We start from the raw sequence: 13,742 nt of genomic DNA, 5'->3' as shown, positions 1-13,742 counted from the left end.
GAGAGGATGAAATGATCATCCCCCGCCTCAATCTTTATCTCTTTTTTGGTTTTCTCTTGCGCTTGGCTGCTGGCGCATTTTCAAAGAATTTTTTCTTCTTTTTCGGTTTTCTATCGGAAGAAGGCGCATCTCCATTGCGGTTACCTCCGCGGCCGCCGCCTTTCCCTTCGTTACGTCCACCATTGCCGCCTCGGCCGCGTTTACGTTCACCTGAATTGGCCTTGAATATTTTCTTCTCGCCAGATGGACGCGGACGGCTTACCTTCATGCCGATGATTTCAAAATCGATGGCGCGTTCCTCTTTATTAACGTTAGAAACACGTACGTCGATCTCATCGCCAATCCGGAACACATTACCGGTACGCTCCCCGATCATTGCAAGCTGACGCTCATCGAAGCGGTAATAATCATCTGTCATGAAGCTGACATGGACAAGTCCTTCAATGGTGTTCGGCAACTCGACGAACATCCCGAAATTCGTAACCGAACCAATGATCCCGGTATATTCTTCGCCAATTTTATCCAGCATATATTCCGCTTTCTTCAGATCATCCGTTTCCCGTTCAGCATCGACTGAGCGACGTTCACGTTTCGATGTATGATCGGCAATCTCAGGTAAATTGGCATTCCATTTCTCCTTCGTAGCTTCATCCATTTTACCTTCCACCAAGTAGGTCCTGATCAACCTGTGCACGATCAAATCCGGGTAACGGCGAATCGGCGATGTGAAATGTGTATAAAACTCAGCAGATAAACCAAAGTGACCTAAGCTCTCCGGATCATATTTCGCCTGTTGCATGGAACGAAGCATGACGGTTGAAATGACCGTTTCTTCCGGTTTACCGGCAACTGCCTCAATGATTTCCTGTAACGCCTTAGGATGGACGTCATTGGCCGATCCCCGTACAATATATCCGAAATTCGTAATGAATTCGAAGAAACGCTGCAGTTTTTCCGGCTTTGGATCTTCATGAATACGGTAGATGAACGGAACGTCAAGACGGTGAAAATGCTCTGCAACGGTTTCATTTGCCGCAAGCATGAACTCTTCAATCAGCTTTTCCGCAACCGACCTTTCACGTAAAACCACATCAGTCGGATGGCCCTCTTCATCAACGATGACTCTCGCTTCATTGAAATCAAAGTCGATCGCACCGCGGTTCATCCGGTTTTTACGAAGGATGGCCGCTAACTTCTCCATGTCCTGGAACATTGGCACCAACGCTTCATAGCGTTCGAGCTGTTCTTCATCTTTATCCACAAGGATTTTGTTCACATTGCCATAGGTCATACGTTCCGTCGTCTTAATGACACTTTCAAAAATCTCATGATTGACGACTTTGCCATCTGGCGTGATTTCCATTTCACAAGAGAGTGTAAAACGATCGACTTGTGGGTTCAAGGAACAAATGCCATTCGATAAACGATGCGGGATCATTGGAATGACCCTATCCACCAAATATACGCTCGTCCCTCTTTCCAAAGCTTCCTTATCGATTGGAGATCCTTCCTCCACATAATGGCTGACATCAGCAATATGAACACCTAGCTTGTAATTGCCATTTTCAAGTTTAGAAACAGTGACGGCGTCATCCAGGTCCTTTGCATCCGCTCCATCAATTGTGACCAAAACATCATTGCGCAAATCCCTGCGGCTGCCAATTTCACTTTCTTGAATGGTATCCGAAACGGCATTGGCTTGCTCCATTACGTCTTCCGGGAACTCCATTGGCAAACCATATTTATGGATCACGGAAAGAATATCCACACCAGGGTCATTTTTATGCCCCAGAATCTCAATGACTTCGCCTTCAGCACTTATGCGTCCTTCAGGATAGGAAGTAAGCTTGACGACAACCTTATGGCCCTCTACCGCTCCATGTGAAGCGTGCTGTGGGATGAAGATATCGCTTGCGATCTTTTTATCATCAGGGATGACGAAACCAAAACTTTTACTTTCGGAGTATGTACCGACCACTTGTGTAATTCCGCGTTCAAGTATTCTGATGACCGTGCCTTCTTGCCTTGAGCCCGATGTTTCCGAAGACACTCGTACCATGACGACATCTCCATGCATCGCTGTGCCCGTTTCATTTGGCGGAATGAAAATATCATCCATTCCCGGGTTATCGTCAGGTGTCACAAATGCGAATCCCTTTGCATGTCCCGTTAATTTACCGCGGAACAAATTCATTTTTTGCGGCAGGCCGTAACGATTGCTTCTTGTTCTGACCACCAATCCCTTTTCTTCCATTTTTACTAAAGCCTTAACGAAATTCTTGAAATCTGCCGAGTCTTCGATTTTCAAAGCCTCTTCCAGTTCTTGTACCGTTAACGGCTTATACGCTTCATCCGTCATGTATGTCAGAAGCTTATTAATATGTTCTTGAATGTTATCTTCCATGAAAACCCTCCTATTCAGGGTATAATAAATTTGTTATTCGGACCAATCCAGACTTTCTAAAAATTCCAATACATCTTCATGCAACTGGTCTTTTTCTTTATCAAGAGTTATGACATGGCCGGATTCTTCATACCACTTGATTCGTTTGACCGGTGATTCAATGGAATCAATAATAATATCGGCACTTTTTGGATTGATAACATCATCATACCGGCCCTGCACGACAAATGTCGGAGCGTAAATAAGGTCGACGTGCTCTCTTACATCCGTTATCAATTCCTGAAGGGCTTTCAATGTATTCATCGGTTTATCGGCAAGGAGGTCCATTTCAAGCTCTATTTGCTCTTGAGTTTTCCCTTCATACTTCTTAAATTCTCTGGCGTACTCCAATACTCCTTTAAACATCATTTCTTCACTTTTAATATGCATAGGCGCACACATTGATACGATACCCTTTATAGGTACAGTGTAACCTAATTTAAGAGAAAATACGCCTCCTAATGAGAGTCCGGCAACAGCAATTTCTTCATGGCCTTTGCTTTTAAGAAAATCATAGGCCATCATGACATCTTTCCACCAATCTTCCGGACCCGTTTTCACCAGTTCCTCTGGCGGAACGCCATGCCCTTTATAGTGCGGGGCGTGGCAGGTGTATCCCTGTTTCTCCAAGTAACGGCCCAGCATCCGTACATCCGCCGAATTTCCCGTAAATCCATGTAAAAGTAAGACAGCCCTTTTTCCGCCTTCAAAAGTAAAGGGCTGCTGCAGCTTGATTTTCATGACTTCAAACTCCTTTATCAGTAAATAGAATTCAAAATATCCCTATCCTATAATTAAGTACTAAAATCACTATATCTATTCATGCAACTATTGTGCAAAGAAAAAAGCCTAGCTAATTAGCTAGACTCATTTTTGATCCATTACACATCAAAGAAAGCAACAAGTAAAGTTAAAGCAAAGAATAAAATCGCCAATACTATCGTTGCACGATGTAAAACTAGGTCCAAACCGCGTGCCTTTTGCTTTCCGAATAGCTGCTCAGCACCGCCGGCAATCGCACCCGATAAACCTGCACTCTTACCTGATTGAAGCAATACCGTCACAATAAGGGCGATACTGACAATCACTAAAAGCGTTATGAGAAATGCATGCATGCAATTACACCTCCTGAAGAACCAATAAACAATTACTTTAACTTTACCACACCCAATAAATATCCACAATCTTTGTTATACTATGATGGTAAGAATTCCTAAAAACCAATAGTCATTTATTTCTTTTTGAAACAAAGTTTGAGATAATTTGCATAAATAGAGAAAGAGGTGTCAACATGTTTAAGTCCATACTTCGGATTCTTGATCTCCTGACCATCCTATTCTCGGCGGTTGCCGGCTATTCTTTATGGACAGGCGGAAGCAATCTTATCAGTGTCCTATTAATCATCCTATCACCAATTTTATTGCTGCTGGCAAAGTATCACGGAAATCGATACTTATTATTTGCTGCATATATCACGACAACCGTTTATTTTACTGCTATTATTTATAATGGACTTTCCAATAGCGGTACCGATTTTTTCCAATCCAACTTCCATGTCCTCCTGATCGGGGCAGCAGCCGCCTTGCTGAGCGTCATAGCAGCGGTCATTGGGTTTGGGACAAATACCCTTACGATTCTTTGGTTATCGCTTCACGCCCTTGTCACATTCGAGACAATCAGGATGTCATCTGGTTTCCTTTCGAACTTTTGGTCTGATCCCGTAGTGCAAACCGCAGTTCGTAATGATTATCCGTTTTTATTGATGGTCGTCTGGATTGGCTTATTTCTAGATAAATATCAAAGTGAATTAACAAGGGATTACTTATCACGATAATTTTTCAAAACTACTTTTATTGGAAATCTTATATTAAAAGCAAGGGGCCTTTCAAATGTTAAAACCTATATTTGCAGCAACCGCTCTATCATCTTTCATTCTGATGGCTGGCTGTTCATCAGACCTGACAAGCGATCATGAAAAAGAGCAGAAAGAAGAACAACCGAGCTCCCAGAATACGGAGACGGAGACAGAGACAGAAACTGAAAAGAATAATGATTCAAAAGAATCGGCCCAACGCCAGGTGGAAGTTGATGAAACGGCTGAACCAGCACAGGCTGGCCTTCAGACATTAGCCAACCCGGAAAGCATACCTGTACTTGTCAATAAACAATACAGCCTGCCTGATGATTACAAACCTGATGACCTTATTTACCCAAAAGTGGATTTCATCTTTCAAGATAAAATCGAAAAAAGAATGATGCGCGAAGAAGCCGGAAAAGCTCTTGAAGAAATGTTCCAAGCTGCCGAAAAAGACAGCATGCACTTTGCCGGCGTTTCCGCTTACCGTTCACACCAAAGACAAATCGCGGTCTTTAATAATTATGTGGCTAAGGACGGGGAAGAAAAAGCGAAAACCTACAGTGCAATGCCTGGGACAAGCGAGCATGAAACGGGCCTGGCAATTGATGTCACGACCCACGATGGTGCCTGTGCTGCCCAGGACTGCTTCGGCGATACGAATGAAGCGGCCTGGCTTGCTGAACATGCACATGAATACGGATTTATCATCCGCTACCCTGAAGGCAAGGAAAACATCACAGGGTATAAATACGAACCATGGCACATCCGTTATGTTGGTGTGGCTACCGCAACTGAAATCTTTGAAGCGAAGATTACATTAGAAGAATACTATAATGCCGTACCAGTGGAAGCTGTATCGAATAAATAAAAAAAGGTGCCCGGATGCGGCACCTTTTTTTATATTAATCAAACGTTTGATTAAATCCTTTTATCAGCTCTGCGGCTAGCTTTATAAGCAAAAAAACCTCCCATTCAATGTGTATTATCACATGGAATGGGAGGTGAAAAGAAATTACTGTGCAGAATCCATCTTCTCGTCAGAAGCGGAATCCCAAAATAATTGGGTGAATGGATTTCAAAGACTGAAAGAACGAAACCTAATTTTGGAGCATTGCATATTTAAGCAACGAAAAAAGGACTCCGCATAATTGGCGGGGTCCTTCAATATTCATCGTTTTTATTTTCAACTTCAAATAGGTTGAAACTTGATGATTCATCTGGGTTGAATGCAGGTTCTTCATTTTCATATTTATATTTATGTTCTTCTACGTATTTAATTTTCTGATATTCCTCTTTTGACATACCCTCCCAAATTTTTGTTGCATTGTGGTCTTCATGGCCAGGCTGAGGATTCGTATGCGGTGTTGGGTCCAAGATAAAACTACCCAAAAAAATGGTTGTGTAGAAAAATGGCATTGCCATAATCAAAACGATTAAGCCCAATGCTCCAACTATATTTATGTATTTTTTCATTGGTGACATACCTCCCAATTTTTGAATTTTTATATTCAATTGATGTACAACCAGCATATTTTAGTCACTCCATAACCAATCACGAAACCACTTGACGGGAAGAACAGCCAATACACAAATTACAAGAAGTATGAATGCAATATACAGCATTCCTAAATCAATCAGTATGCCCATTACTACAGCTACACAGGAGATTATAATAGCGATAGAGAAACGTTCAGTCATTGTCTCACCTCCCGTTTGGTTAACTCCAGTAAATCTTTTATTAATTCATCGGTATGGATGAAAACAAACACTTGGTATTTTTTGTTGTTTCGATTGGGCATAGTATGATGAATGTCATGTCCAGCCCGTACCAGAGCCATAGACAATGATTTTTTGTAAATGTTCTTGAGCCCCATAATATCCACCTCCATTTATGAAATTGGCAAAGGAGGTAAAGTGCTTACCTCCTTAAATTCATTCCTTTTCCATCTTTTCTTTCTTTTCCATTTTATGAAGGATGATATTGGAAACAATCGCATAGACCACAAATGCCATCCAATAATAACCATAATCCTTATCGTTGCCAATGGACGAAAACATTAATATCGCAAATAACAAATATGGAATGGTCAATAACAATCGGAGTTTCCAAAGGTATCGTCCCCACATCGGTATTCCTCCTTTTAAAATCATTGGCAGTGCTTTTGAGATTTTTTCCACTCCTCAAATACTATGTCACTGGCAATAATTTCAGCATCGGTATATCCCAACCCACCTAAAGCAACTTCGATTTCATCAGCGCTCTTGCTGTCAAATAATCGTAGCTTGGGAATGAGAGCCCACGCTCGCTGTTTATCAATTTCCACAGCTACAGAGTTGATATCACCAAGCAAATCAAGGTCGTTTATATAATGGTCCAATGTGCGTTTGGCAAGAAAGTCAGTTCCTTCATTATTGTTACGGAAAAACAATCCTGTTAGCGTTTCGATGGCTGTTGATAAGATTTCTGGTTTCATGGCTTTCGTCCTCATAATTAACTAAATATTCCGTTACATCTATTACTATAGAAGTATGAAGTACCAAAATTATGCTGTCAATCTAAAAAAGACCATTCCTATTGGAACGGTCTAAAAGTTTGGCATATAAGATTTTTAGTCTGTGTTTTTAACATCCAGCTCATGACCATCTACCATGTAATCATAAACAAGCGTGGCTTGTGGGACATACTTTCCATCTATCTTTGCTTGATGTATTGCTCTGTCCACTTTACCGAAACCGTTGATTTGTCGCCTTTCTGCTAATTGCAAATTATATTTTCTAGCCACAATATCGAACACAAGTTTTGCATCATCTTGAGTTTTAGGCAGCTCTAGGCTTTCACGAACTTTACTTTCAGTTTTCGTTAAATAAGCACAGTAAGCATCATATTTAAAGCGAATGCCATAATATGCGTGGATTTCCTTGTGTTTTTTTATAAACTCCTTGGAGTTTGGATGATTGCCTTTTTTGGCTATCCAATATCCAATTCCCAATTCCTCTTTTAACAAGTTGACCTTATCGTCAATATCTTTAGCAATATCAATATCCAATGGGCCATACCATTTTGTAATTGTAGGTCTCGATAGTTCGCTTGGAATAATTTTTAATTTGTAAGTCAAATGTAAATTCTTTCAACAAGTCCTGTATTAACACGCAAAAACCCCCAATTCATAAGCGATTTCACTCACTTATAAATCAGGGGTTGATACTAAACATTTGTATTGCTAAGTTCGAGTTGATGTACTACATAACTCAAAGTGTCCAAAAGTGCCTTGTATGACAAAGTTCGGACGTATTTTATGCTTGATAATTACTTCTTCAGGTTATAGAAAGATTTCAAGCCGCCATATACAGCCAAGTCACCAAGTTGGTCTTCGATGCGAAGAAGTTGGTTGTATTTAGCGATACGGTCTGTACGGGACATTGAACCAGTTTTGATTTGTCCTGCGTTTGTTGCAACGGCAATATCAGCGATCGTTGCATCTTCCGTTTCACCGGAACGGTGGGAAACGACTGCAGTGTAGCCTGCGCGTTTAGCCATTTCGATTGCATCAAACGTTTCTGTCAGTGTACCAATTTGGTTCACTTTGATCAGGATGGAGTTACCGATGCCTTTTTCGATGCCTTCAGCCAATTTTTTCGTGTTCGTTACGAAAAGATCGTCACCAACAAGTTGAACTTTAGAACCGATGCGTTCCGTTAAAAGTTTGTGGCCTTCCCAGTCATTTTCATCCAGGCCGTCTTCGATGGAGAGAATAGGGAACTCATTCACTAGCTCTTCATAGAAAGCAACCATTTCTTCGGATGTAACGCCATTGCGGCCTTCGCCTGCAAGATCATATTTGCCTGTTTCTTTGTTATAGAATTCAGATGAAGCTACGTCCATACCAAGGTAGATATCTTCGCCTGCTTTGTAGCCAGCTTTTTCAATTGCCTCGATGATGACTTGCAGTGCTTCACGGTTTGAACCAAGGTTTGGCGCAAAGCCGCCTTCATCGCCGACTGCCGTATTCAAGCCTTTGGCAGAAAGGACAGATTTCAATGCATGGAATACTTCAGCACCCATACGAACTGCTTCTTTGAAGCTAGGAGCGCCTACAGGAAGGATCATGAATTCCTGGAAGTCAACATTGTTATCGGCATGTGATCCGCCGTTAATGATGTTCATCATTGGAGTTGGAAGTTGTTTCGCATTGAACCCTCCAAGGTAACGATACAATGGTAAACCTGAAAATTCCGCAGCGGCATGGGCAGCAGCCATTGACACGCCAAGGATTGCATTAGCTCCCAGGTTTCCTTTGTTTTCAGTGCCATCCAATTCAATCATAGTAAGGTCAAGGCCTGCTTGGTTCGTTACATCCAAACCGATGACAGCTTCAGCAATGATCTCATTTACATTATCGACTGCTTTTTGTACCCCTTTACCCAGGTAACGAGATTTATCTCCGTCACGAAGCTCAACCGCTTCGTGTTCCCCTGTTGAAGCACCTGATGGTACGATTGCACGTCCGAAGTATCCGGACTCTGTTTGGATTTCTACTTCTATTGTTGGATTACCACGGGAATCTAGCACTTCGCGTGCATATACATGTTCGATGTACGGCATTATAAATCTCTCCTTTTCCTATTCACAATTTTATTTAGATAATAGGGATTTCCCTGTCATTTCAACAGGTTTTTCGACTCCAAGCAAATCAAGCATCGTTGGAGCTAAATCGCCTAAGATACCACCTGTTCTTAATGTTACCTGATTTTTAGTGATAATGACAGGCACGGGATTCGTAGTATGGGCTGTCATGGGATTGCCTTCAAGCGTTACGACTTCATCAGCATTCCCGTGGTCAGCGGTAATGATTGCTGTACCGCCTTTTGAGACGATTAAATCGACAATCCTGCCTAGGCATTCATCCACTGTTTCAATCGCTTTAATGGTAGGCTCAAGCATCCCTGAATGACCAACCATGTCCGGGTTGGCAAAATTTAAGAGAATGGCATCAAAACGATCAGCCTCAATCTGTTCCACCAATGCATCCGTCACTTCATAAGCACTCATTTCAGGTTGTAAATCATATGTAGCGACTTTCGGAGAATTAATTAAAATCCTCTCTTCACCAGGAAACTTCTCTTCACGTCCGCCGCTCATGAAAAACGTCACATGCGGATATTTTTCAGTTTCAGCGATACGAAGCTGGGTTAGCTGGTTTTGGGAAAGTACTTCCCCTAATGTATTATCAAGATTTGTCGGATTAAATGCAACATATCCGTCAACTGTTTCCGAAAAATGTGTCAAGCAGACAAAATGGAGATGCTTCGGATGTCCAGGACCGCGGTCAAATGAGCGAAAATCCTCATTCGTGAACGTATTGGAAATCTGGATCGCCCGGTCTGGACGGAAGTTATAAAAGATTACGGCATCATCATCTTTAATCGTTGCCACCGGTTTACCGTCTTCCGCCGTTATGACTGAAGGTATCACGAACTCGTCAAATATACCATGTTCGTAGGAATCCTCGACACATTCCATTGCAGAAGAGTAAGCAGGGCCATCACCATACACCATCGAACGGTAGGATTTCTCCACACGTTCCCAGCGCTTATCACGGTCCATCGAATAATATCTTCCGGATATGGTCGCAAACTGACCAACACCGATTTCCTTCATTTTCGCTTCCGCTTCCTTAATATAACCCTGCGCCGTTTTCGGTCCGACATCACGGCCATCTAAGAATGCATGTACATATACATTTTTAACTCCTTCTTTTGCGGCCAATTTCAGCAGGGCATACATATGATCAATATGACTGTGCACGCCGCCATCTGAAAGAAGACCGAAAAGATGAAGGTCCGTGCCTTTTTCTTTGGTATAGCTCATGGCATCGACCAAAGTTGGATTTTGTGCAAACTCGCCTTCACGGATAGCCAGGTTCACACGGGTCAGACTTTGATAAACGATCCGTCCTGCCCCGATATTCAAATGCCCCACTTCCGAGTTCCCCATTTGACCTGCAGGCAAGCCGACCGCTTCCCCGCTTGCAGTTAAATGGGAATGCGGATACTGTTCCCAAAAACGGTCAAAATTCGGTTTTTTCGCATGAAAAACAGCATTTCCCTTTTCTTCGTTACGGCAGCCAAAACCGTCTAAGATGATAAGTGCCACAGGCGACTTACTCATAGTGACCAGCCTCCAGCAATTGTAAAAATGAATCGGATTTCAAGCTTGCACCGCCAACCAACGCACCATCTATATCAGGTTGTGCCATGTACTCTTTAATATTCTCAGGTTTTACACTGCCACCGTACTGAATTCGGATGGCTGCAGCTGCTTCATTTGAAAATTTGTCGGCAACAACTGAGCGGATATGCGCACAAACTTCATTTGCATCTTGAGCAGATGACGATTTTCCTGTTCCAATCGCCCAAATCGGCTCATAAGCAATAACGGCTTGTTTCAATTGATCGTCAGATAATCCTGCCAGGCCTTTTTCAATCTGACTGCCTACGAAATCATTCGTTTCGCCAGCTTCCCTTTGCTCAAGTGTTTCACCGCAGCAAACGATCGGGGTCAACTGGTGGGCAAAAGCGGCATGGGCTTTTTTATTAACGGCTTCATCCGTTTCGTTGAACATTTCCCGGCGCTCAGAATGACCAAGTATGACGTAGGATACACCAAGATCAGCCAATGCGATTGGGCTGATTTCGCCTGTGAAAGCACCGCTTTCTTCAAAGTGCATGTTTTGCGCCCCGATTTTCACATCGGTTCCTTTTGCTGCTTGAACCAGCTGATCCAAAAATAAAGCTGGAGCACATACAACCGTATCAATTACATCTTGCTTCGGAATCAAATTGCTCACTTCTTCTAAAAAGGCAGTCGCATCAGATAGTGTTTTATTCATTTTCCAGTTTCCTGCAATAATCGGTTTACGCATTTGGTTTCTCATCCCTTCTAAAGTTGAAATATGTAACGGATTGATCTTATTTATCGTTCAAGGCCACAACGCCAGGCAACTCTTTGCCTTCCATGAACTCAAGAGATGCACCGCCGCCAGTTGAAATATGGGACATCTTTTCAGCCAGGCCAAACTTTTCTGCAGCTGCGGCTGAATCCCCCCCGCCTACAATGCTGTACGTATCTTTTGCTTCCGCCAAGGCACTAGCAACCGTTCTCGTTCCATTCGCAAATTTATCGAACTCGAATACACCCATTGGTCCATTCCAAATCACTAGCTTAGAACTTTTGATTACATCCGCAAATAAATCACTTGTTTTTGGACCGATATCAAGAGCCATTTTATCATGTGGAATAGCATCGATATCGACATTCTCTGCCTCTGCATCAGGTGAAAATTCAGCCGTTACGACTGCATCGATAGGCAAATGAAGTTTTACGCCTTTTTCTTTTGCACTTTCGATGAAAGATTTGGCTAATTCTATTTTGTCTTCTTCCAATAAAGAATTACCGATTTCATGACCTTGAGCTTTAATAAATGTATAACCCAGTCCACCACCAATGATCAAGTGATCGACTTTCTCTAAAAGGTTTTCGATAACGCCTATCTTATCCTTTACTTTTGCTCCGCCAATTATAGCTGTAAAAGGACGTTCTGGGTTGAATAGGGCTTTTCCTAGTACAGAAAGCTCTTTTTCCATCAGCAATCCGGCAACAGCTGGGAGATGGTGTGCTATTCCTTCAGTTGAAGCATGTGCACGATGCGCAGCTCCGAATGCATCGTTAACATAAACATCAGCCAGTGCAGCAAATGACTTCGCCAATTCTTGATCGTTCTTCTCTTCTCCTGGATAGAAACGAACGTTTTCCAACAACAGGATCTCGCCATTTTGCATGTTATCAATGATTGATTGAACGGTCTCGCCGTAAGCTTCTTCTGCCTTTTGCACATCTTTGCCACTAAGTTCGCTTAGTCTTTCCGCAACAGGTGCTAAACGCAATTCTTCAACTACTTGTCCTTTTGGACGGCCAAGGTGGCTGGCTAAGATGACTTTAGCTCCTTGTTCTGTCAAATAGGAAATCGTCGGCAGTGCAGCTTTGATTCTAGTATCATCCGAAATCTTTCCGTCCTGCATCGGAACGTTGAAATCAACACGGCAAAATACGCGTTTCCCCTTTAATTCAATATCTCTAATCGACTTTTTATTCATAATCCAAGAACCCCCTTAGATATTGTTATCATACTTTTGATTCCTTTAGTCAAAAAGGGAGAGGGTAAATTTCCCAACTCCCCTTTTTCTCTTTTTCATTATAGTCGGTTTCCAGGAAATTATCCAAAAACAAGAAATGTAAACGCTTGACTGATTAATGACTTACTAATAATATCATCTTCTGCCAAGTTTTTTTAGAGGTGTGATAAAAAAAACCTCACCTTGGTGAGGTTTTTTTTATTATTCTAATTACAATCCTTTTTTAGCCAAATAGTCGATTAAATCAACAACACGGCTAGAATATCCAGTTTCATTATCATACCAAGATAATACTTTAACCATGTTTCCTTCCATTACCATTGTGGAAAGGGCATCAATTGTAGATGATGATGGGTTACCGTTATAGTCAGTTGATACTAGCGGAAGTTCGCTGTACTCAAGAATTCCTTTTAATTCGCCTTCAGAAGCCTTTTTGAATGCTGCATTAACTTCTTCAACTGTTGTGTCTTTTTCAAGCTCTGCAACAAGGTCGACTACAGACACGTTTGGAGTAGGTACGCGCATTGCCATACCATTTAATTTCCCTTTAAGTTCAGGAAGAACAAGTGCAACAGCTTTTGCCGCCCCAGTTGTTGTAGGAATGATATTCTCGGCAGCTGCACGTGCACGGCGGTAATCTTTATGAGGCAAATCAAGGATTTGCTGATCATTTGTATACGAGTGAACAGTAGTCATCATACCGCGTTTGATTCCGAATTGTTCATGAAGCACTTTAGCAAATGGAGCTAAGCAGTTCGTTGTACAAGAAGCATTAGAGATTACATGGTGGTTTGCTGCATCATATTTGTCTTCGTTTACACCCATGACAATTGTGATATCTTCATCAGATGCAGGAGCAGAGATGATTACTTTTTTCGCGCCAGCTTCTAAATGCTTAGCTGCATCTGCACGTTTTGTGAAACGTCCTGTAGATTCTACAACTACTTCTACTCCTAGTTCACCCCATGCTAATTGTGCAGGATCACGTTCAGCCAATACTTTGACTTTATGACCATCAACAACAAGGTACTCCCCATCAACTGTTACTTTTTCATTAAGAGATCCATGAATTGTATCGTATTGAAGAAGGTGCGCTAACATATTAGCATCCGTTAAGTCGTTAATAGCAACAATCTCTACCCCAGGATTACTCAATGCTGCACGAAATACATTACGTCCAATACGTCCAAAACCATTAATACCAACTTTTACTGCCATGAAAAATTCCTCCTTTTAAGTTCGCAAATA

Annotated in this window: 16 protein-coding genes; 2 read left to right on the top strand and 14 right to left on the bottom strand. The window is 42.0% G+C overall.

All coding sequences use genetic code 11. From position 1 onward, the window contains the following. Nucleotides 1-34 precede the first annotated feature (34 nt). The 3 genes from rnr to secG all read right to left on the bottom strand — a co-directional run bounded on the left by rnr (nt 35) and on the right by secG (nt 3,558). On the bottom strand, nt 35-2,404 hold the full coding sequence (gene rnr / locus FNK51_RS06685) for a ribonuclease R (protein ID WP_141992832.1): 2,370 nt from the start codon (nt 2,402-2,404) through the stop codon (nt 35-37). A 33-nt stretch (nt 2,405-2,437) separates the two neighbouring features. Further along, the gene (locus tag FNK51_RS06680) at nt 2,438-3,184 is read right to left on the bottom strand and encodes an alpha/beta hydrolase (RefSeq protein WP_141992831.1); all 747 of its coding nucleotides are present in this window, start codon (nt 3,182-3,184) and stop codon (nt 2,438-2,440) included. Between the two features lie 140 nt (nt 3,185-3,324). Beyond that, complete coding sequence (gene secG / locus FNK51_RS06675) at nt 3,325-3,558, bottom strand: preprotein translocase subunit SecG (RefSeq protein ID WP_063233970.1); 234 nt, start codon at nt 3,556-3,558, stop codon at nt 3,325-3,327. A 176-nt stretch (nt 3,559-3,734) separates the two neighbouring features. On the opposite strand from secG, the gene FNK51_RS06670 reads away from it, so the two are divergent. Beyond that, nucleotides 3,735-4,277, top strand: coding sequence for a hypothetical protein (locus FNK51_RS06670; protein ID WP_098371540.1), 543 nt, complete (start codon nt 3,735-3,737; stop codon nt 4,275-4,277). A gap of 55 nt (nt 4,278-4,332) precedes the next feature. Beyond that, a complete protein-coding gene (locus tag FNK51_RS06665; protein ID WP_141992830.1) occupies nt 4,333-5,169 on the top strand; it encodes a M15 family metallopeptidase in 837 nt (278 codons plus the stop codon). Between the two features lie 293 nt (nt 5,170-5,462). Here FNK51_RS06665 and FNK51_RS06660 read toward each other — a convergent pair whose 3' ends face one another. The 11 genes from FNK51_RS06660 to gap form a co-directional block, all read right to left on the bottom strand. Next, the gene (locus tag FNK51_RS06660; RefSeq protein ID WP_141992829.1) at nt 5,463-5,831 is read right to left on the bottom strand and encodes a hypothetical protein; all 369 of its coding nucleotides are present in this window, start codon (nt 5,829-5,831) and stop codon (nt 5,463-5,465) included. A gap of 3 nt (nt 5,832-5,834) precedes the next feature. Further along, complete coding sequence (locus FNK51_RS26420) at nt 5,835-5,999, bottom strand: hypothetical protein (protein ID WP_157831060.1); 165 nt, start codon at nt 5,997-5,999, stop codon at nt 5,835-5,837. Beyond that, nucleotides 5,996-6,175, bottom strand: coding sequence for a hypothetical protein (locus FNK51_RS06655; protein ID WP_141992828.1), 180 nt, complete (start codon nt 6,173-6,175; stop codon nt 5,996-5,998). Before FNK51_RS06655 ends, FNK51_RS26420 begins: the two co-directional genes overlap by 4 nt. 58 nt (nt 6,176-6,233) lie before the next feature. Then, nucleotides 6,234-6,428 (bottom strand): hypothetical protein, encoded by a 195-nt coding sequence (locus tag FNK51_RS06650; RefSeq protein WP_101223709.1) that lies wholly within the window; start codon nt 6,426-6,428, stop codon nt 6,234-6,236. A gap of 20 nt (nt 6,429-6,448) precedes the next feature. After that, nucleotides 6,449-6,775 carry a hypothetical protein gene (locus FNK51_RS06645; protein WP_141992827.1) on the bottom strand — a complete coding sequence of 109 codons (327 nt, stop codon included), beginning with the start codon at nt 6,773-6,775 and terminating at the stop codon, nt 6,449-6,451. A 135-nt stretch (nt 6,776-6,910) separates the two neighbouring features. Beyond that, a complete protein-coding gene (locus FNK51_RS06640) occupies nt 6,911-7,348 on the bottom strand; it encodes a hypothetical protein (RefSeq protein ID WP_141992826.1) in 438 nt (145 codons plus the stop codon). Between the two features lie 260 nt (nt 7,349-7,608). Beyond that, nucleotides 7,609-8,904, bottom strand: coding sequence for a phosphopyruvate hydratase (eno, locus tag FNK51_RS06635; protein ID WP_141992825.1), 1,296 nt, complete (start codon nt 8,902-8,904; stop codon nt 7,609-7,611). A 30-nt stretch (nt 8,905-8,934) separates the two neighbouring features. Next, the gene (gene gpmI, locus FNK51_RS06630; RefSeq protein WP_098371543.1) at nt 8,935-10,470 is read right to left on the bottom strand and encodes a 2,3-bisphosphoglycerate-independent phosphoglycerate mutase; all 1,536 of its coding nucleotides are present in this window, start codon (nt 10,468-10,470) and stop codon (nt 8,935-8,937) included. Beyond that, nucleotides 10,463-11,224, bottom strand: a complete 762-nt coding sequence (gene tpiA / locus FNK51_RS06625) for a triose-phosphate isomerase (protein WP_141992824.1) — start codon at nt 11,222-11,224, stop codon at nt 10,463-10,465. The genes gpmI and tpiA overlap by 8 nt, the downstream gene beginning before the upstream one ends. A gap of 46 nt (nt 11,225-11,270) precedes the next feature. Further along, complete coding sequence (locus FNK51_RS06620) at nt 11,271-12,455, bottom strand: phosphoglycerate kinase (RefSeq protein ID WP_141992823.1); 1,185 nt, start codon at nt 12,453-12,455, stop codon at nt 11,271-11,273. Nucleotides 12,456-12,704: 249 nt separating this feature from the next. Beyond that, nucleotides 12,705-13,712 carry a type I glyceraldehyde-3-phosphate dehydrogenase gene (gene gap, locus FNK51_RS06615; protein ID WP_063233962.1) on the bottom strand — a complete coding sequence of 336 codons (1,008 nt, stop codon included), beginning with the start codon at nt 13,710-13,712 and terminating at the stop codon, nt 12,705-12,707. Nucleotides 13,713-13,742: the final 30 nt, after the last annotated feature.

It is taken from the genome of Bacillus sp. B4EP4a (assembly GCF_006680105.1).
GTDB classification, from domain to species: Bacteria; Bacillota; Bacilli; order Bacillales; family DSM-1321; genus Peribacillus; species Peribacillus simplex_E.
This window is presented reverse-complemented; position numbering and strand designations above follow the sequence as displayed.

Coding starts and splice junctions, on each gene's coding strand:
- FNK51_RS06660 (WP_141992829.1), bottom strand. CDS start 5,831: ATGCTGGTTGTACATCAATTGAATATAAAAATTCAAAAATTGGGAGGT.
- rnr (WP_141992832.1), bottom strand. CDS start 2,404: ATGGAAGATAACATTCAAGAACATATTAATAAGCTTCTGACATACATG.
- FNK51_RS06680 (WP_141992831.1), bottom strand. CDS start 3,184: ATGAAAATCAAGCTGCAGCAGCCCTTTACTTTTGAAGGCGGAAAAAGG.
- tpiA (WP_141992824.1), bottom strand. CDS start 11,224: ATGCGTAAACCGATTATTGCAGGAAACTGGAAAATGAATAAAACACTA.
- secG (WP_063233970.1), bottom strand. CDS start 3,558: ATGCATGCATTTCTCATAACGCTTTTAGTGATTGTCAGTATCGCCCTT.
- FNK51_RS06645 (WP_141992827.1), bottom strand. CDS start 6,775: ATGAAACCAGAAATCTTATCAACAGCCATCGAAACGCTAACAGGATTG.
- gpmI (WP_098371543.1), bottom strand. CDS start 10,470: ATGAGTAAGTCGCCTGTGGCACTTATCATCTTAGACGGTTTTGGCTGC.
- eno (WP_141992825.1), bottom strand. CDS start 8,904: ATGCCGTACATCGAACATGTATATGCACGCGAAGTGCTAGATTCCCGT.
- FNK51_RS06620 (WP_141992823.1), bottom strand. CDS start 12,455: ATGAATAAAAAGTCGATTAGAGATATTGAATTAAAGGGGAAACGCGTA.
- FNK51_RS06670 (WP_098371540.1), top strand. CDS start 3,735: ATGTTTAAGTCCATACTTCGGATTCTTGATCTCCTGACCATCCTATTC.
- gap (WP_063233962.1), bottom strand. CDS start 13,712: ATGGCAGTAAAAGTTGGTATTAATGGTTTTGGACGTATTGGACGTAAT.
- FNK51_RS06655 (WP_141992828.1), bottom strand. CDS start 6,175: ATGGGGCTCAAGAACATTTACAAAAAATCATTGTCTATGGCTCTGGTA.
- FNK51_RS06650 (WP_101223709.1), bottom strand. CDS start 6,428: ATGTGGGGACGATACCTTTGGAAACTCCGATTGTTATTGACCATTCCA.
- FNK51_RS06665 (WP_141992830.1), top strand. CDS start 4,333: ATGTTAAAACCTATATTTGCAGCAACCGCTCTATCATCTTTCATTCTG.
- FNK51_RS26420 (WP_157831060.1), bottom strand. CDS start 5,999: ATGACTGAACGTTTCTCTATCGCTATTATAATCTCCTGTGTAGCTGTA.